Origin of the sequence: Rhizobium bangladeshense (assembly GCF_017357245.1) — a bacterium.
Lineage (GTDB): Bacteria > Pseudomonadota > Alphaproteobacteria > Rhizobiales > Rhizobiaceae > Rhizobium > Rhizobium bangladeshense.
In genome coordinates, this window is record NZ_CP071612.1 from 1,499,200 (window position 1) to 1,516,681 (window position 17,482).

Below are 17,482 nucleotides of genomic sequence, written 5' to 3' on the forward strand. Positions count from 1 at the left end.
TGTTCGCGGCGTCCTTACCACAGTGCGAGACACGCGGAAATCGCCTCCGCCATGGCGCGAAACCCCTATGCCTCGAATATCGACTGGCGGCAATGTCCTGCACAGGCTTACGGCGAAAGAATGACTTGAGGCCATGTTTGCGCCGTTCGCCCATTAATTGGAGAGGGTATCGGAGCCGATCTTGATGTCGCCGAGCGTCCGGAACGTCAGCCGCGCGCCGATCGTCCAGTCGCTTGCCGACTCGTCTTCAGAGTCCCTGCTATCCGTGTAGGCGATCGTGAAGATCGTGCATTCGTCCTCATAGGAGAGGCCGAGCGTCCGGCGGCTGATCACATCATTGTTCAGGTCCCACGCGATACCCCCGAAGATCGACCAGTAATCCTTGAACTTGACCCTGCTGCTCGTCTGGATCTCGTCATTATCCTCGGCGAAGCCATAGGCCGGCTGGGCGCTGAGATGGGTGTAGGTCACCTGCGTCTGGAAAGTGTCGTTCTGGTAGGCCGTCGTCAGGTCTCCACGGCGAAACTCGAAATCCTTCTCGTCGAGCCGGTAGGAGGCGGCAACGGAAACACCGTACGGCGTTTCCACGCCGCCGAGGCCGACATAATCGGAGCGGTCGGTTTCGAGGCCCGAATCGGCGCCGACATTGACGAGGTCATCGGTCGCGAACGAGTTCTGGCCGGCGATCTGATAAGACTGGCCGAAAATGCCGTGCAGCTTGTAACCGCTGTCAAAAGTCCCGGTGTACTGGAAGCCGACATTGGCGCGGGTGCCGCCCTCGACGCGGTCGTAACCTGAGAACTTATCTCGGTCGAAGAGGGAGGTCGCATCGAAGACGAAACTTTGTGCATCCTCGTTCGGCAGCCGGCCGGCGAGTTGCTCGTCGGGGCGCGCATAGATCTGGGCGATGGGCTCCAGAATATGCGTGCTGTTATCAGTTGTCATCAGGATCGGATACCGCACCTCCAGCCCGGCTGTGAGCATCGAGCGGGTGGCGGAATTGTCATCAAGATAATCGCCGGCGTAACCGGTCGGATTGTCCATGTTCAGCGCGAAAGCGTCGCCGCGCGCGGCCAGGAGCGGCGTGATCACCAGGCCGGTCGGCGTGACATAGGTGCGTTTCCACTGAAGTTCGGCGGTCAGGCGCGAAGTCTGGCCCTTTAGACCGCGGAAGCGGTCGAATCCGTCGACGGTGTAGAAATCGTCATGTGTGCGCGAAATATTCGTCAGGTTGACGTCTGCAGAAAGTTCGCCGCCTGCTAGCGGCTGAGGTGCGACATAGTGATAATCAAACGCGGGATAGACGATGGCCTGCTGTTTTTCGGCCGTGTTCGTCCGGTCGGCATCCTGGACGTCGAAATAAAACGCCCTCATGTCGAAATAATTACGTTTCCCAAGCCCCGTCAGGTAGATCTGGTTCGTGCGATCCGTGCCGCTCAGGCCGCGGAGCTTGTAGGTTTTCGAGAAATTGTTGTCGCTCTGCACCATGACGTCCCAGCCGAACGTCCAGCGCGGATTGATGCGGAATTCGGCCTTTGACGCCACCATGCCGCGCTGCTCGGCTTCGGCATCGCTGGTACCAGAGCTGAAATTACCCGGATTTGCCTGGTCGATGCCGGCGACGCGCAGGATATGCGTGCCGTTCTCGAAACGCTGACGGAATTCTCCTTCGACAAGGAATCCCTGGGCCGTGTAGCCGGTTGCGGTAACCGTCGCATCCATGCTCGGCGAGATCACGTAATAATAAGGAATGGAAAGGCCAAAGCCGAGGTTCTGCGACAGGCTCATCGTCGGGAACAGGAAGCCGGACTTGCGCTTCACCGTATTGTCGGGAACTTCGATGAACGGCACGAAGGCAATAGGGTAACCGAGCAGCTCGAAACGTGCCCGCTCCAGACGGATCGTATGCGTCTCACCGTTCTGAATCACGCGCTTGGCCTTGACCTGCCAGAAGGGTGCGCGCTTCGGATCTTCGGCGCAGGGAAGGCAGGCTGTGTAGACGCCCTTGTTGAGGATCATCTTCGTGCCGCCGACGCGCTCGCCCGTTTCGGCGACGATACGGGTATTGTCGGCTGTTTCGATGCGCAGCGAATTGATAAATCCGTCGGCGAAATTGTCGGTCACGTCAAGGTTGTCGGCATAGATGCGGTTACCGTCCGGGCTGACGAGCTCGACATTGCCGAGCGCCATCATCCGGCCGGTCTTCTGATTGTACTCGACCTTCTGCGCGACCATTTTGTAGCCGCCATAGTTGATCTGTACGCCGCCGATTGCCGACACGAGTTCGGCGTCACGGTTATAGACGAGTTCGTTGGCCGAAAGCAGAAGCTTGGCCCCCTCGGGAATGTTATTCTCGATATTTTGCTCGGGCGTGCCGGCCTGGCCATAGGAGGCCGGAGCACCGCCGAAATAGGAACATAAAGCCGCACCGACAAGCAGGGCAACCAATTGTTTACTAAAATACTTGCGGTCGCCTACCGCCACTAGCCGTCCTCCTGATGAAGCAAAATAGTCGCGCCCAAGGCCAGCGCGACGACAACCGGTATCCAGGTCGCCACGAAGGGAGGCACGACTCCACTGCTTCCGAATGCTTTAACAAGCACGGTGATGACATAAAGCATGAAGCCCGACAGGATTCCACCCAGAATCACGGAGCGGGATTGGTTGAACCGGCTAAATTTTAGGGACACTGTTGCAGCAATGAGAGTCATGGCCACCAACAGCAATGGCTGGGACAACAGAGAGTTGAATTGTGTCTCCAATGCCTTGGTCGAGATACCGAAGGATTTAGCCGCCGCAATGCGGTTGGAAAGGTCAAAGAAACCAATTGTTTCCGGCGCTGTCAGCCGCTCCTGGACGAAATCCTGTTTCAGATTGGTGCGAAGTTGGACCGAAGCTTTGCGCAGCGGGATTTCGCCAGGCTTACGCTCGACGACGCTGTTAAGCTGCCAGTAACCATCTTCCAACTTTGCCGTGGCGGCATCCTGTCTCAGAATGACTCGACCGCCCGAATCGAAATGGATCAATACGGCGTCTATCAGCTTGGTTCCGTTCTCCTGGACCGTCTGGGCGCCGATGATGACGTCGTCGCGGCCACTGATCTGGCGCAGCCACGGAATCTGCGGCGCCTTGCGCAGAACCGCATTTTCGCCCCGCCAGTCGGATTCGACAAGCAGCGCCTGGCGCTGTCCCCAGGCGGCAAGCGGGTTGAGCGCCGTCATCGTCAGCACGCCGAGCGCCAGTGAACCGACGATGAAGGGAAGCATGAACTGCCAGACCGAAATGCCGGCCGCGCGCGTGACTACGAGCTCATATTTGCGATTGAGTCCGATCAGCACTGTCATGCCGACGAAGAGCGCGATGAAGGGGATTGTCTGCTGCAATATGAGCGGCAGGCGCACGGCGGTCATCACGATGCCGCCTCCGATCGTATAGCCGGGCAGGCCAGACATGCGTCCGGCCGTCTCGCTGAAATCCAGGAGGAAGGCGATGGCCGACACGCCGATCAGGAACCAGCCAGTCGTCGCCAGGTAGCGGCGAAAGAAATAACGCGACAATGTCCCGAACATCATTGGGCGGCGCCCCCGCCGGACCTGCTGGTCGCGGCAAGCAGTCTTCCCTGCATTCGTCTCCAGGAAAGCGATATCCGATCCCAGATGAACGAAGGCATGACCAGTCGCTTGTGCAGGCCAAGGAAGATGATCGAGACGATGCTGCTGACGATCGGGATGGCGTAGAGAACGGCGATATATTCCGGATCGGTGTCGATTTGGTTTGCCGCGTAGAAGGCAGCCCAACGTAGCGCGAAAGCATAGGCGAGCGCGCTCACCATCGGGTGCAGCCGTGCTTCGCGGTGCGAGCGTGCGTCGCCGGCGATCGCCAGCGAAAACAGTGCAAAGACGACGGGCAGGATCCAGTCCGTCAGCCGCCGATGCAGTTCGGCGCGGTAGCTCTGCGGGCGGATCGTATAGTCCTTGTCGTTCGGATCCGGATTGAACAGGAACCACAGGTCACGATCGCTGGCCTTCAGCGTCGCCTGACCGCGGCTCTCCGTCATGTCCGAGAGGTCGAACGAATAGGAATCGAAGTTGATGACCGAGACGTTGCCGTCGGGCGTTTTGCGATGCACCTCGCCATCGTGCATGATCAGAGTCGTTCCGGTATCGTCGACAGCGCCTTCCTTGGCGTAATAGATGAGTTCGTAGGCGGGGTCCCTCTCGTCGGCGACGAACAGGCCCTTCAGCATACGCCCCGCGAGGCGCTGCGAGATCTGGACATAGAGACCGTCGTCGAGCTTGCGGAAAGTCTTCTCCTCGATGACCGAGGAGAGAAGATCGGCGTAGGTCTCGGCGATCATCTGACGCGCCACGGTCTTTGCTCGTGGCTCGACGATATTGTCGACGAAGAAGGAAAAGACGCTGATGACGGCGGCAAGCAGCAGGATCGGGCGGACCAGAATGCTGCGCCGTGCGCCGGCCGCGTCGATGACGGTCAACTCGGAATCATTGTTCATCGTCGTCAGCGTCTGGGTGATGGCGATGACGAGGGCGAAGGGCAGCACCACGGGAATGATCGACGGCAGGATCATCGTCGCCAGCTTGGCGAACGAGCCGATCGACTGGCCGCTGTCGGTGACGAGGTTGATGCGCTGCAGGACTTGGGTCGTCCAAATGATCGCCAGCACGGGCAGGAGCGCCACGAGAAACATCTGGCCGACCCGCCGCAATATGTATGTTTCGAGTAGTTTCATGCCGGCCCTTGAAAGCACCTGCACGCCCAAACGGCTTGCAGGAGAAACCCTCTACGCTCTTTGTCGCGCTTTTGCGACAAGCAGGTGTCAAAAATTCATTCAAATTTCAGAATTTTTTTGGCTCTGTTGCGACTCAGTTAACGCCAGCAGCGCTGCGAAGACGACAAGCGAGGAGAGCCATCCGAGCGTTACGTCGGAGAGGTAATGCGCGCCGAAGGACAACCGCAGGGCCGGTGTCAGGATCGAGATCACGGCGACAGGCGGCACCAGCGCGTAACGCAGCGATTTCGGGACGAAGAGCAGAAGGCAGAACAGCCATCCCGCGCTCGCAGCCTCGCCGGAGACGAAGGAGCAGTTCGAGATACATTTGCCGGCCAGTGAACCGGCCTCGACAAAATGCAGGGGCCCGCCAAACATATCCGTCTGCAGCGGTCGCGGCCGGCCCCAATGTTCCTTCAGGATAACATTGACGAGCAGCACCGGCCCGATCAGCAGCGTTCCTAGTGCGACTTTGAGCTTGCGCGCCCGCTCGGCGTTGAAGGTCGCGCCGTGCTGCTGGTAACACTCGATGAATTTCCACAGCATTACGATCGCGACGACATAGGGCAGGCGGAAGAAGATGGTGCGCAGCAGGTCGAGATTCCCCGAATCGCGATAGGGAAAGCCGCCGCAGATGCTTCCGGCAGCGGCAGTCGCGTCACAATCTGCGCCCACGAAAAAAAGCTGGGAAAAATAGATGTCTATTGCGGGGAAGGCGCGAAAGACGGCAAGCAGCGCCCACCACGTCCAGAACAGAAGCAGGAATGCACCGAAAGCCGTTTTCGGCAGGCGGATCACCGGCCTTCGCCATGGATTTTTCGAAAAAACTGTCAACGCTAATATCTACGAAACTGACGAAAACATGAGGGCTTGGACGGCCGCGGGCGACCATAACAATAGTCGCAAGCCATTGACAGACCCGCCAAACGCGAAATTATCCGCCAGGGACGGATTTCAAAGAATCCCAGCGGAGAAGACATGTCAGCAAAGTTCGAAATTTCATTCTCGAAGTCGGCAAAGCTCAATGGCGGACTGGCAATCCTGTTGAAAACTGCGGAGGCCGAGAGCGCCGCAGGCGCCGAAACGGCCGACCCTGCAGGCGTGATCGCAAGGGCTACGAAAATCGCTCGGTTCTCCGCTAAGTCAATGGCCGCGCTCGATATTGTCGCCCCGGAAGGGGCACCCGTCGAGCGCATCGTCGTCGTCGGACTGGGCAAGGCTGGCGAACTAACCGCCCATGACTGGCTGAAGGCCGGTGGCGCCACGGCATCTAAAATCAAGAATACCGACAAGGCCGCCATCTTCGTCGACGTGCCCGGGCTTGAGACCAACGCACGCGCAGCCGCCGATTTCGCGCTCGGCATGCTGCTGCGCGCCTACAGCTTCGATGCCTATAAGACAAAGAAGAACGACGATGAGGAGAAGCCGGCAAAATCCGTCAAGGTGACGATCGTCACCGCCGATGCGGCCGGTGCCAAAAAGGCGTTTTCCGATTCCGAAGCGATTGCAGGCGGCGTCAATCTCGCCCGTGACCTCGTCAATGAACCGCCGAACGCGCTTGGACCTGTCGAATTCGCCGCCAGAGCAAAGGAACTGGAAAAGCTCGGCGTCGAGGTGGAAATCCTGACCGAGAAGGAAATGCGCCGTCTCGGCATGGGCGCGCTGCTCGGCGTCGCGCAGGGCTCCGTGCGCCCACCGCGCTTAGCAGTCATGCAGTGGAAGGGCGGCAGGGGCAAGGACCGTCCCGTCGCCTTCATCGGCAAAGGCGTCGTCTTCGATACCGGTGGCATTTCGATCAAGCCTGCCGCCGGCATGGAGGACATGAAAGGGGATATGGGCGGCGCCGCAGCCGTCACCGGCCTCATGCATGTGCTCGCTTCGCGCAAGGCCGCCGTCAACGCCGTCGGCATCATCGGCCTGGTCGAGAACATGCCTGATGGCAACGCCCAGCGTCCGGGCGACATCGTCACCTCCATGTCCGGCCAGACGATCGAGGTGATCAATACCGATGCCGAAGGCCGCCTCGTGCTCTGCGATGCGCTCTGGTATTGCAATGATCGCTTCAAGCCGCAGTTCATGATCAATCTCGCCACATTGACCGGCGCGATCGTCGTGGCGCTCGGCAATGTGCATGCCGGTTTATTCTCCAATGACGACCAGCTTTGCTCCCAGCTGGCGGCAGCCGGCCTTTCGACAAACGAGAAGCTCTGGCGCATGCCGCTCGGCAAGGATTACGACAAGCTGATCGACAGCAAGTTTGCCGACATGAAGAACACCGGCGGCCGTCAGGCCGGCTCGATCACGGCGGCGCATTTCCTCAAACGCTTCGTACAGGACACGCCCTGGGCGCATCTCGACATTGCCGGCACGGCGATGGGTTCGCCGCAGGATGAGATCAACCAGTCCTGGGGTTCCGGTTTCGGCGTCCGTCTGCTCGACGAGCTCGTTCGCACCCATTATGAATCCCGATGACGGATATTCTCTTTTATCATCTCACCGAAACCAGGCTGGAAGACGCGCTACCGCCGCTCCTCGACAAAAGCGTCGAGCGCGGCTGGCGCGTAGCGGTCCAGACGCGCGATGTCGCGCGGCGCGATGCTCTCGATGCGCATCTTTGGACTTTTCGTGAGGAGAGTTTCCTGCCGCATGGGACCGACACGGCTGATTTCGCCGAAAACCAGCCGGTGCTTTTGACGGTAACCTCGGACAATGCCAATGCGGCGACGGTTCGTTTCATTGTCGACGGCGCCGAGCCGCCGCCGCCCGATGCCTATGAGCGCGTTGTCTTCATGTTCGACGGCCACGATCAGGAGCAGTTGGAAGCTGCGCGAGCGCAGTGGAAGAGGCTGAAAGGCGAGGGGCATAACCTCACCTATTGGCAGCAGACACCGGAAGGGCGGTGGGAGAAGAAGGCTTGAGCGGGTCCTTGCCGTCGGAGTCGACGGGCAAGGACCGCCAGATGACTCAATCGTGGAAGGCGTCGACGAATTTCCGCTTGCCGAGCATGAAGGCGTCGGCGACGTGGCGCAGCGGTGCGAGATCGACATCCGATTTGCCCGCCTTGATGATCTCGGCGAAGCGGCGATAGAGCGAAGGATATTCCTGTTCCGGTTCGGCAAATGTCAGCGTACCGTCGATGGAAAGCTTGGCGCCGCCCTCGGAGAGGACCATTTGGCCGGCCGCCGTTTCTGCGACGATGTCCCAGCTCTGCTTGCCGGTTTGGCGCCAGTCGAATTCGGCATGAACCGGCAGGCCGTCTGCATCGCGGAAGTGAATGTCGGCGGCGATCGGTGCATCGCGATTCTCCGGGAATTCCAGCACAGCCCCAGTGATGAAGACCTGCCGCGGCAGGATATGGGTGACGATTGAGAGCGCATTGATACCGGGATCGAAAACACCGAGACCGCCCGCCTGCCAGATCCATTCCTGGTTCGGATGCCAGTGGCGGACATCCTCCTTCCAGATCACATGCACGCTTTTGATCGTCGTCGAAGCAAGAAACGCCTTGGCGGCTTCGACGGCCGGGGCATAGCGCGAATGCCAGCTGGCAAAGAGCGACGCACCTTGCTTGTTGGCTAACGCCTCCAGATCAGCCACTTCGCTCAGCGTTGCGCCGGGCGGCTTTTCCAGAAAGACGTGCTTGCCGGCCACGAGCGCCTTATACGCTGCCTCGTAGCGATATTGCGGAGGCATGCAGAGCGAAACGGCATCGATCGAGGGCTCGGCGTCGAGCATTGCTTCGATCGTGGTGTAGCTGTTGATGCCTTCGACCGTGCCGTGACGGCTTGCCGTCGCCACGAGCTCGAAATTCGGGTTCTTGGCAACGGAGGGAAGGTGCTGGTCGCGGACGATCTTGCCGACGCCGACGATGGCGAGATTGATAGGGGACATGGTGTTTCGCTCGGGCTTCTAGGAAAAGTATGATTTATTGAGGTTGTTGTAGCAGAAAGAGAAGCGTCGACAAGCTCTGCTCCCAATTCCTGTGTATCCTATCGCATGATGGTCTCGCGAAGGAAGCTGTAACCCATCGCTGCGCGGGCGGCGCGCTCCTCGGAATTGCCATCGCCGCCATGTCCGCCCAAGCCGAATTCGTGGAAGAGTGGCTTATGTCCTTCTTCCTCCAGCCGCGCTGCAAATCGACGTGCATGCGAGGGATGCACGCGGTCGTCATTGGTGGAGCTTTCGATATAGATCGGCGGGTAGGTGATCTCACTGGCCGGCCGGATATTGTGAAGCGGCGAATAGCCGAGCATGAAGTCCCGGTCCGCCGGCGTGTCCGGGTCGCCATATTCGTCCATCCAGGCTTTTCCCGCGCTGAACAGGTGGAAGCGTGTCATATCGAGAACCGGCACCTGACACCAGACGGCGCCAAAATCGTCCGGGTAGCGTGTCAGCATCACGCCCGTCAGAAGGCCGCCATTGCTGCCGCCCTGGCAGGCGATGCGCGACGGCACGGTGTAGCCGCGGGCGACGAGATCCCTGGCAATTGCGACGAAATCGGCAAAGGCTTTGTCCCGCCCCAGCCGCTTGGCGCTGCGATACCAGTCAGGCCCGAATTCACCGCCGCCGCGGATATAGGCCTGCACATAGGCGCCGCCTTGCTCCAGCCAGCGGCCAGTTACGCCGGAGTAATTCGGCGACAGCGAAACATCGAATCCGCCATAGCCGTAGATCAGCACCGGCAGTGCGCCCTTGGTCCACTGTCGCGGCAGGACCAGGCGGTAAGCGACCCTGGTCCCGTCCTCGGACACAGCCTCCAGCAGCTCCGACGACATATCGGTCGCATCGAAATAGCTCGGCGCCACTGCCGTGAAGATCGGCTCCGGCTGTTTGCTGCGATCGGAGAGCTCGAGACGGTAGCAAGTGGGTGGCTGCAGGAAACCCTGACCGACGATGTGGAGCGTGTCGTTCCCATGATGCAGATCTGCATAGAGAGGCTTGAAATGAGCCGTCTGCATCTCCGCCGGCAACGCGATTTCCCGCTGTTCAGCATCGGGCTTTGTGAGGTCGAGCACGAGAAGACGCGGGCGCAGCCTGTCCGAAATGATGAACACGCACCATTCGCGCATCAGCATCATCTGCGCGACCGACTGGCCCTCGCCAGGTTGGAACAGGACTCGCTCCGGTCCGAGTATCGTCTGAGATTGCGGCTCGAAGCGTTGCAGCACGAGGCTACCGGTGGGAACGCGCTCGTCGGTCTTTGCGCGCCAGAGGCAATGATCGCGATTGAACTGAAAGTCGGCTTCTTCAGGCAAATCGATGCGTTGGCGCTTGCCGTCGTCTCCGATGAGGAAAGCGCTTGCGACGCCGATCTCATGGCCCGCGACGAAGATCTCTATCAATGCTGCATCCGGCGAAGCACCGGAAAGGGCGGGGTCGATGACCAGATTGGAGCCGTAAACGTCCTCGTCCGCCGCTTCGAACATGATGGCGGCATCTTCCGGCCGCTGTCCGCGCTTCAACCGCCGCCCGACGCGCGGCCATCCCGAGCGGGTCGCCGAAAATCGGTCGATCGAGCCGAAATAACAGATCTCGTCGCGGCTCAACCAGGTGGCATGCGATCGCGCGGCGGGGGTGTCAAATCCGCCCTTCACGATCTGTTTGCGCTCGGCGTCGAATTCGAGCAGGCGGACCGGGTCGGAGCCGCCATCCGATAGCATCAGCAGGACGCGCGTCGGCTCCCACGGGCAGGTGACGGCGCCGCGCCAGGTCCAGCGCTTGCCTTCGTCGAGGCAGAAGGCGTCGAGATCGAAGACCGGCTCCCAATCGGCCTCCGGCAACGGCGGCTGCTCGGCTGGCAAGCGTAGCCAGACCCCGAGGGGATTGTCCTTGCTCTGCCGGAAATCGAACAGCCATCCGCCGCGGCGCATCGGCACGATCAGCCTGTCCTGTCGCTCGATCAGCGCCTTGATCGCCTCGCGATCCTCGACAAACTGCGGTGTTCTTAATGCCGCGTCGGAAAAGGCATTGTGTTCGTCGATAAACTGGCGGGTGCGCGGATCCTCGTCCGCTTCGAGATGAAGGTTCATGTCTGAGCTGCCGGCTTCGTTGATTTCGCATAGATCTAGCGCATGATGCGGATAAAAGTGAGCGGTTTTCTCCTTCACGCTCTCATTGTCCAAGGGGCTCATCCCTGGCAAGCCAGCCTGCTCACATGGAGTGTTTACTGTCCAATTTCGGCGTCATGAGCCTTTTTCAGCGCGTCGCATCCCCCAAGCTCCTTCGTAGCAGTCGAAGCCCATTCCTGCACCTGTTCGTCAGACATCGTTAGCTTGGGGTTTTCTTGAGCGAGCAGGTTTAGGCCTGCGTCCTCCATTTTTGCGATAGCTGCCTCGACTTCTTTGTAGATCTCAGTTCCTGAATCGCATCCCTGCTTCTCGATGTACCCTAGAAATCGGGGACGCAACGGCCTCGGTTCAGCCCCGCAATATTTTTCCGCGAGAACATGAGCAGTGAGCGCGTATTCAAGTCCCATGAATCGGGACTCGACTGCTTCGTTCGGATTGAAACTGTTTCTACAGAAATTTGCAGATTCAGCATTGGCGGCAACGAGCGGCACGGAAGCTAACAACACGCCGCAGAGATAGCGAAGCAAACCACGTTCCTCCAAAAATCCTCTCGACTAGAAGCAGCGGCGTTGCGGTCTAAAAGTTTTAGTCAGCACTCGACCGAAAAGCATTTCCTAGCGGGTCATCACCAGATCGGCCGAGGCAACGAGGTTGCTCGGCGCCTGCGGCTTCTTGAATTTCAGCGTCACGACCTTGTAGCCTTCGGTTTCGAGTTTCGAAAGCAGGGTGGGAAGCATCGTTACGGTGCGCTTGTGGATGTCGTGCATCAGAATGATGCCGCGGCCGCGCTTGTGCAGCAGGTTCATCGTCAATTGCGTCACGGACACCGGTGTAGCGCTGAAATAGTCCTTGCTATCGATGTCGACATCCATCACGACCAGACCGCGCATGGCGATGGCGGCGCGCAGCCTGTGGCTCTCGGCGAGGTAAGGGAAGCGGAAGAACGAGACGTCTGTCCCCGTTGCCTTGGTCACTGCCAGTTCGCCCTTGACGACCTCGTCCATCGCCGCATCGAAGCCCAAAGAGGTCAAGTTGGCATGGTCATAGGTGTGACTGCCGATTGCGTTGCCCTCCATCGCCACCTTGCGCGCCAGCGCCGGATGCATCTCGGCCATCTCGCCGACCATCATGAAAGCGCCCTTGACGCCGAACTGGTTGAGGATCGCGAGCACCTTATCCGTCCGGCCGGGGATCGGGCCATCGTCGAAGCTCAGGATCACTTCCTTGTCATTGAGCTTGAGATCGGCGAGCGAGGAGACCTCCAGCGTCCGCCCGGAAAGGTGATGCGGGCCGGCAAAGGGCGGCGTTCCATCGTCATTGGCGGCCTTGCCGGAAGGTGTTCGCCCTTCAGGCGCAATCACCGAGGCGGTCTTGATCGAGGTGTCGGGGCGCTCTCTGGTCGTGCTGCAGGCGGAGAGGGCGGCCGCAAGGACGATGCAGGAAAGGACGAAAAACCGATGCATGGAAAGTGCTCAACAAATCAGTAATCAATGTTGAGACAAGCTTTCGGATTATGGTTAACGACCGGTTGAGATCGGGAGGAATTGTGTTAACGCGTCGCAGTCAGCCGCGTTTCCTCGAAGACTGTGACTATCCTGCCATTGCCTCTTCATATTCGGAGGACAGCATCAGCCACTCTTCCTCGGCGGCGGCGAGCTTCGCCGCAGCCTCGCCGCGCTGTTTTGCCTTTTCGGCGGCTTTGGCGGGCGTTTTCTCATAGAGCGCCGGATCCGCAAGTTCCGCATCAAGGGCCTGAATCTGTTTCTCCAGCTTCGCCGTCAAGGATTCGATTTCGTTGATCTTTTTCTTCAGCGGTGTCAGCGAGGCGCGCCTTTCAGCATTCAGCTTGCGCTGGTCGGCCTTCGATGTCGTCTCGTCGGGGGCCTGCGGCTTCTCTTCTTTCCTCTTGCCGGAACTGACGATCAGGTCTCGGTATTCGTCCATGTCGCCTTCGAAAGTGGTGACCGTGCCGCCATTGACCAGCCACAGCCGGTCGACCGTCGCCTCAATGAGGTGACGGTCGTGCGAGATCAGGATCACGGCGCCGTTGTAATCGTTCAGCGCTTCGATCAGGGCACGGCGGCTGTCGATGTCGAGATGGTTGGTCGGCTCGTCGAGAATGAGGAGGTTCGGCGCATGGAAGGCGGCAAGCCCCATTAGCAGGCGTGCCTTCTCGCCGCCGGAAAGATCTTTGGCGGCGGTTGCCATCTTCTCGGTCGCCAGCCCCATTTGCGCGACGCGGGCGCGCACCTTGGCTTCCGGTTCGGCGGGCATCAGACGCCGCACATGTTCCACCGCCGACTGTTCCGGGATGAGGTCGTCGAGCTGGTGTTGCGCGAAGAAGCCGATCTTCAGGCTCGGTGCGAGGCTTACTTCGCCACTTTCCGGCGACAGTCGCCCTGAGATGAACTTGGCGAAGGTCGACTTGCCGTTGCCGTTGGAGCCGAGCAAGGCGATGCGATCGTCGTTGTCGATGCGCAGGTTGAGGTTCTTCAGGATCGGCTTGCCGGGTTCGTAGCCGACGGAGCCGCCCTGGATTGCAACGATCGGTGAGGCCGGCTGCTTCTCCGGCTCCGGGAAGGTGATCGGTTGCACATGGTCCTCGATGACGGCTGCAACCGTTCCCATGCGCTCGAGCGCCTTGACGCGCGATTGCGCCTGCCGGGCCTTGGAAGCCTTGGCCTTGAAGCGGTCGATGAAGCTCTGCAGATGTTTGCGCGCTGCCTCATTCTTGGCCCTGGCCTTCGTCTGCAGCTCGTCCGCCTCCGCCTTCTGCCGCTCGAACTGGTCGTAATTGCCGCGGTAGAAGGTGAGCTTCTTCTGGTCGAGATGGACGATGGAATTGACCGCATTGTTCAGGAGGTCACGGTCGTGGCTGATGATGATGACCGTGTGCGGATAGCGGCGGATATAATCCTCCAGCCACATAGTGCCTTCAAGGTCGAGATAGTTGGTCGGCTCGTCGAGCAGAAGCAGGTCCGGCTCGGCGAAGAGCACGGCGGCAAGCGCCACGCGCATGCGCCAGCCGCCGGAGAAGGAGGAGGCGGGTCGGGCCTGCGCCGGCTGGTCGAAGCCGAGGCCGGCGAGGATGCTTGCGGCGCGCGCTTCGGCCGAATGCGCATCGATGTCGACGAGGCGCATCTGGATTTCGGCGATGCGGTGCGGATCGCTTGCCGTTTCAGCCTCGGCAAGCAGGGCCGCGCGTTCCTTGTCGGCGGCAAGCACAATCTCGATCAGGGAATCCTCGGTTCCCGGCGCTTCCTGGGCCACCTGACCGATACGCGCCGCCTTCGGGATCGACACCGACCCTGTCTCCGAGCCGAGATCGCCGGTGATGACGCGAAACAGCGTGGATTTGCCGGCGCCATTGCGGCCGACCAGCCCTGCTTTCGTGCCCGAAGGCAGCGAAAGGCTGGCATTGTCGAGAAGCAGGCGCCCGGCAATGCGGGCAGAAATATCGGTGAGCGTGATCATGGCCGGCGTTGTGGCCGAAACTGCCTGCCAAGGCAAGACCGCTTATCCCCCGGCGAGCTCACTCGTCCCCCGGCGAGCTTGCTCGTCCGTGCTGAGAGCATCATACGCCTCAGCGGCCGAAAGCCTGCACCGGCAGGCGGCGGTTCGATTGCGCGGCGAGCAGCGCCACGCGGGCGTTGGCCTGGAGCTGTCCCGGTGTTGTCGCATCGGCACTGAGCGCCAGGCCGACCGAGATGGTCAGCCTGCCGCTGTCACCTTTGTCGGAGGTGGCGAAAACGAGATTTTCCTCGACTGAGGCGCGCAGGCGCTCGGCGATAGCAATCGCATCCTGCATGCCGACATTGGCAAACAGCAAGGCGAATTCGTCGGCCTCGGTGCGGGCGACGAAGTCGTTCTTCTTGACCGATTTTCGAAAAAGGGCTGCAAGCTTCTTCAAGAGCTTGTTGCCTGCCTGAGTGCCGTATCGGTCGTTGAGCTCGGTGAAATCGTCAATATCGACCATGATCAGCGCGCTGCCGGCGGCACCCTCTTCACGTTCGTAGAGCTCGGTGATCTGCCGGTTCAGCGCGACGCGGTTCGCGAGGCCGGTGATCCTGTCGGCGATGGTGGCCGATTGCATTGCCGAAATGCCGCGCTCCAACGTTTCCAGCTTGTTGATGTCGTCCAGTAGTCTGGCGCCGATTTCCATCTCCGCCGACATCACCGTCGCGAGCGAGGCGGAGAGGTAATCGACCTCGCCGACGAAGGCGGCAAGGCTCTGGTCCTCATGCCCGGCGACAGATCTCAGGATCGTGCCGCAGGCGCGGGCAAAGGCGTCTCTGTGCCTCAATCCTTCGGCAAGCCTCTCCGCCACCTCGCGTAGCGTCCGGCTGGCCTCGTTGCGCGACGTCTCGCCCACCAACCCGCAATGGCCGACGAGGCGGTATTTCAGCCCGAGTTCGTCGAGCATCGCCTGTTCCGGCTGCGATCCGAGAGCGGCGATGTCTTGCGCAAGACCAGGATTGTGCCCAATGATGGCCTCATGAAAGAGTTCGTAGTTACGCGGCAGCGAGGTAACGTTGAGGCGCGCCATGTGCTGGGCAATCTTCTGGATATCCGTCAGGGGGCCGGCGCGCCCAGCCTCGCGCGACACCAGTCCGTTTGCGCTTGCAGTCAGCATGACGATCCCTCGCGGTCCGGCTTTTTCCCTTCATTCCGCTATGCCTGCAAGGCTTTAAGAGAGGCTGAATTTTTAGGCGGGAAGCGCCGGGTTTGCCTTGGAACTGGCAAAGGCGGTTAATGCTGTCTTGATCAGAAAGGCTGTCTCACATCCACTCGCGACCCTCGCTGCGCAGAAAATATATAAGGTCCAGCCCGAGGCTTGGTTTGCCAAGCGCCGTCAGCGTCATATGGCACTGGCCGCGGTGATGAGTCTGGTGATTGAAGAGGTGCGCGAGCGCGCTCGACAGCGGCTGAGTGACCCGGATCGGCTGCGTCACCGGGACATAGGTGAAGTCGCCGGCAAGGCTCGCCTCATCGAGCGTCCCCGTCCAGGCAATGATGCGCTCGTCCTCTGTCTTGCGTGCGGCGGCAAGCGCATCCAGCTCTTCGAATAGTATGGCATCGAGGGCCGCCGGCGCTTCGCCGCTACCGGTAAAGCGCTTCATCCATATCCGGTCGGCGACGAGCAGGTGATTGAGCGTGCCATGCAGCGAGCCGAAGAAGGCGCCGCGGTCGCTGCGAAATTCCGCCGCCCCGAGTTCGGCCGCAGCCGTATAGACCAAGCTATTGGCCCAGCGATTATAGGCCGCGAACATCCTGAAATGTCTAAGCATATGGTCCCCCTGCCGTTGCTGGAGCAGTCTAGCCGGTTTCCCGAGAAATCCGAGTGATGGCGCCATGAAATTTCCTGATTTGATCGTGCGCGCTTTGTGTCGTCGAATGCAGGCAGATCGGACCTCGAAAGGATTGTCATGACCAGAGCCCTCTATTCCCTCTGCGGCGCCGACGAACGTCGCTTCTTTTCGCCCCATTGCTGGAAGGCGGTGATGGCGCTCGCGCACAAGGGACTCGATTTCGAGGAGATCCCGACGACCTACGCCCGTATCCGCGACATCGGCGGCGGCGTGTCTTCGACCCTGCCGGTGCTCGACGACAACGGCCGGCTGATCTCGGATAGTTTTGCCATCGCCCTCTATCTGGAGGAGGCTTATCCCGAGCGTCCGTCGCTGTTCGGCGGCGAGGGCGGCAAGGCGCTGTCGCGCATGGTGGAAGGCTATTCGCAGATGATCATCCATCCGGCGATCATGCGCATTGCCCTTCTCGACATCCACGCCATCCTGGACGAAGGCGACAAGGCCTATTTCCGTCAAAGTCGCGAGCTCAGGCTCGGCAAGCCGCTGGAAGTCTTCGCCGCAGACAGCGAAGCGGAGAGGCCCGCTTTTGCCACCAAGCTGGAGCCGCTCCGCCATATGCTGAAGTTCCAGCCGTTCATCGGCGGCCAGACGCCGCTTTTTGGCGACTATATCGTCTTCGGCGCGCTGCAATGGCTGCGCGTATCCGCAGGGCTGGCGATGCTGGCCGCCGCCGATCCCGTCATCGCCTGGTTCGAACGCTGCCTCGATCTCCATGAAAGCCGCGGCAGGACTGTGACAGCGGCGTGAAATTGCCGCCGGCCTCTTGTTTTCGGGCGTTGGGGCGGGTAAAGACCGCCCACTTTTCCCGAGAAAACAGAGGATTTGACTATGGCGATTGAACGCACCTTCTCGATGATCAAGCCTGACGCAACCAAGCGCAACCTGACGGGCGCCATCACCAAGATGCTCGAAGATGCCGGCCTGCGCGTCGTCGCCTCCAAGCGCGTCTGGATGAGCCGCCGCGAAGCCGAGGGCTTCTACGCCGTACACAAGGATCGCCCCTTCTTCGGCGAACTCGTCGAAGGCATGACCTCCGGCCCGACCGTCGTGCAGGTTCTGGAAGGCGAGGGCGCGATCCTCAAGAACCGCGAAATCATGGGCGCGACCAACCCGGCAAACGCTGCCGAAGGCACGATCCGCAAGGTCCATGCCCTATCGATCGGCGAAAACTCCGTTCACGGCTCCGACGCTCCGGAGACGGCTGCCCAGGAAATCAAGTACTGGTTCTCCGATACCGAAATCGTCGGCTGAGGCCA

Annotated in this window: 15 protein-coding genes; 4 read left to right on the top strand and 11 right to left on the bottom strand. The window is 60.4% G+C overall.

All coding sequences use genetic code 11. The features are described 5' to 3' along the window. Nucleotides 1–153: 153 nt before the first annotated feature. From J2J98_RS07265 to J2J98_RS07280, 4 genes are all read right to left on the bottom strand, one after another. The gene (locus J2J98_RS07265) at nt 154–2,484 is read right to left on the bottom strand and encodes an LPS-assembly protein LptD (RefSeq protein WP_207602748.1); all 2,331 of its coding nucleotides are present in this window, start codon (nt 2,482–2,484) and stop codon (nt 154–156) included. Further along, a complete protein-coding gene (gene lptG / locus J2J98_RS07270) occupies nt 2,484–3,572 on the bottom strand; it encodes an LPS export ABC transporter permease LptG (protein WP_064706812.1) in 1,089 nt (362 codons plus the stop codon). Before lptG ends, J2J98_RS07265 begins: the two co-directional genes overlap by 1 nt. Then, nucleotides 3,569–4,750, bottom strand: coding sequence for an LPS export ABC transporter permease LptF (gene lptF, locus J2J98_RS07275; protein WP_064707065.1), 1,182 nt, complete (start codon nt 4,748–4,750; stop codon nt 3,569–3,571). Before lptF ends, lptG begins: the two co-directional genes overlap by 4 nt. Nucleotides 4,751–4,849: 99 nt before the next feature. Next, entirely contained in the window at nt 4,850–5,623 is a 774-nt protein-coding gene (locus J2J98_RS07280; protein WP_064711149.1) for a phosphatase PAP2 family protein, read from the bottom strand. Between the two features lie 144 nt (nt 5,624–5,767). Here J2J98_RS07280 and J2J98_RS07285 point away from each other — a divergent pair, with 144 nt between their 5' ends. Beyond that, the gene (locus J2J98_RS07285) at nt 5,768–7,261 is read left to right on the top strand and encodes a leucyl aminopeptidase (RefSeq protein WP_064711150.1); all 1,494 of its coding nucleotides are present in this window, start codon (nt 5,768–5,770) and stop codon (nt 7,259–7,261) included. Then, on the top strand, nt 7,258–7,707 hold the full coding sequence (locus tag J2J98_RS07290; RefSeq protein WP_064706815.1) for a DNA polymerase III subunit chi: 450 nt from the start codon (nt 7,258–7,260) through the stop codon (nt 7,705–7,707). Before J2J98_RS07285 ends, J2J98_RS07290 begins: the two co-directional genes overlap by 4 nt. 46 nt (nt 7,708–7,753) lie before the next feature. Here the strand turns inward: J2J98_RS07290 and J2J98_RS07295 are convergent, their stop codons facing one another. From J2J98_RS07295 to J2J98_RS07325, 7 genes are all read right to left on the bottom strand, one after another. Then, nucleotides 7,754–8,680 carry a Gfo/Idh/MocA family protein gene (locus J2J98_RS07295; RefSeq protein ID WP_064711152.1) on the bottom strand — a complete coding sequence of 309 codons (927 nt, stop codon included), beginning with the start codon at nt 8,678–8,680 and terminating at the stop codon, nt 7,754–7,756. A 98-nt stretch (nt 8,681–8,778) separates the two neighbouring features. Next, entirely contained in the window at nt 8,779–10,818 is a 2,040-nt protein-coding gene (locus J2J98_RS07300) for a prolyl oligopeptidase family serine peptidase (RefSeq protein WP_138395052.1), read from the bottom strand. Between the two features lie 134 nt (nt 10,819–10,952). Then, nucleotides 10,953–11,384 (bottom strand): hypothetical protein, encoded by a 432-nt coding sequence (locus tag J2J98_RS07305; protein ID WP_207602749.1) that lies wholly within the window; start codon nt 11,382–11,384, stop codon nt 10,953–10,955. An 87-nt stretch (nt 11,385–11,471) separates the two neighbouring features. Continuing rightward, complete coding sequence (locus J2J98_RS07310) at nt 11,472–12,320, bottom strand: polysaccharide deacetylase family protein (RefSeq protein WP_064706817.1); 849 nt, start codon at nt 12,318–12,320, stop codon at nt 11,472–11,474. A gap of 127 nt (nt 12,321–12,447) precedes the next feature. After that, on the bottom strand, nt 12,448–14,331 hold the full coding sequence (locus tag J2J98_RS07315; RefSeq protein ID WP_207603095.1) for an ABC-F family ATP-binding cassette domain-containing protein: 1,884 nt from the start codon (nt 14,329–14,331) through the stop codon (nt 12,448–12,450). A gap of 109 nt (nt 14,332–14,440) precedes the next feature. Next, nucleotides 14,441–15,490 carry a GGDEF domain-containing protein gene (locus J2J98_RS07320; protein ID WP_207602750.1) on the bottom strand — a complete coding sequence of 350 codons (1,050 nt, stop codon included), beginning with the start codon at nt 15,488–15,490 and terminating at the stop codon, nt 14,441–14,443. Between the two features lie 145 nt (nt 15,491–15,635). Continuing rightward, nucleotides 15,636–16,145 carry a DinB family protein gene (locus J2J98_RS07325; RefSeq protein WP_064706819.1) on the bottom strand — a complete coding sequence of 170 codons (510 nt, stop codon included), beginning with the start codon at nt 16,143–16,145 and terminating at the stop codon, nt 15,636–15,638. 138 nt (nt 16,146–16,283) lie between these two features. Here J2J98_RS07325 and J2J98_RS07330 point away from each other — a divergent pair, with 138 nt between their 5' ends. After that, nucleotides 16,284–16,973, top strand: coding sequence for a glutathione S-transferase family protein (locus J2J98_RS07330; RefSeq protein WP_207602751.1), 690 nt, complete (start codon nt 16,284–16,286; stop codon nt 16,971–16,973). Between the two features lie 81 nt (nt 16,974–17,054). Next, nucleotides 17,055–17,477, top strand: coding sequence for a nucleoside-diphosphate kinase (gene ndk / locus J2J98_RS07335; protein WP_011424805.1), 423 nt, complete (start codon nt 17,055–17,057; stop codon nt 17,475–17,477). The last annotated feature ends 5 nt before the right edge of the window (nt 17,478–17,482 follow it).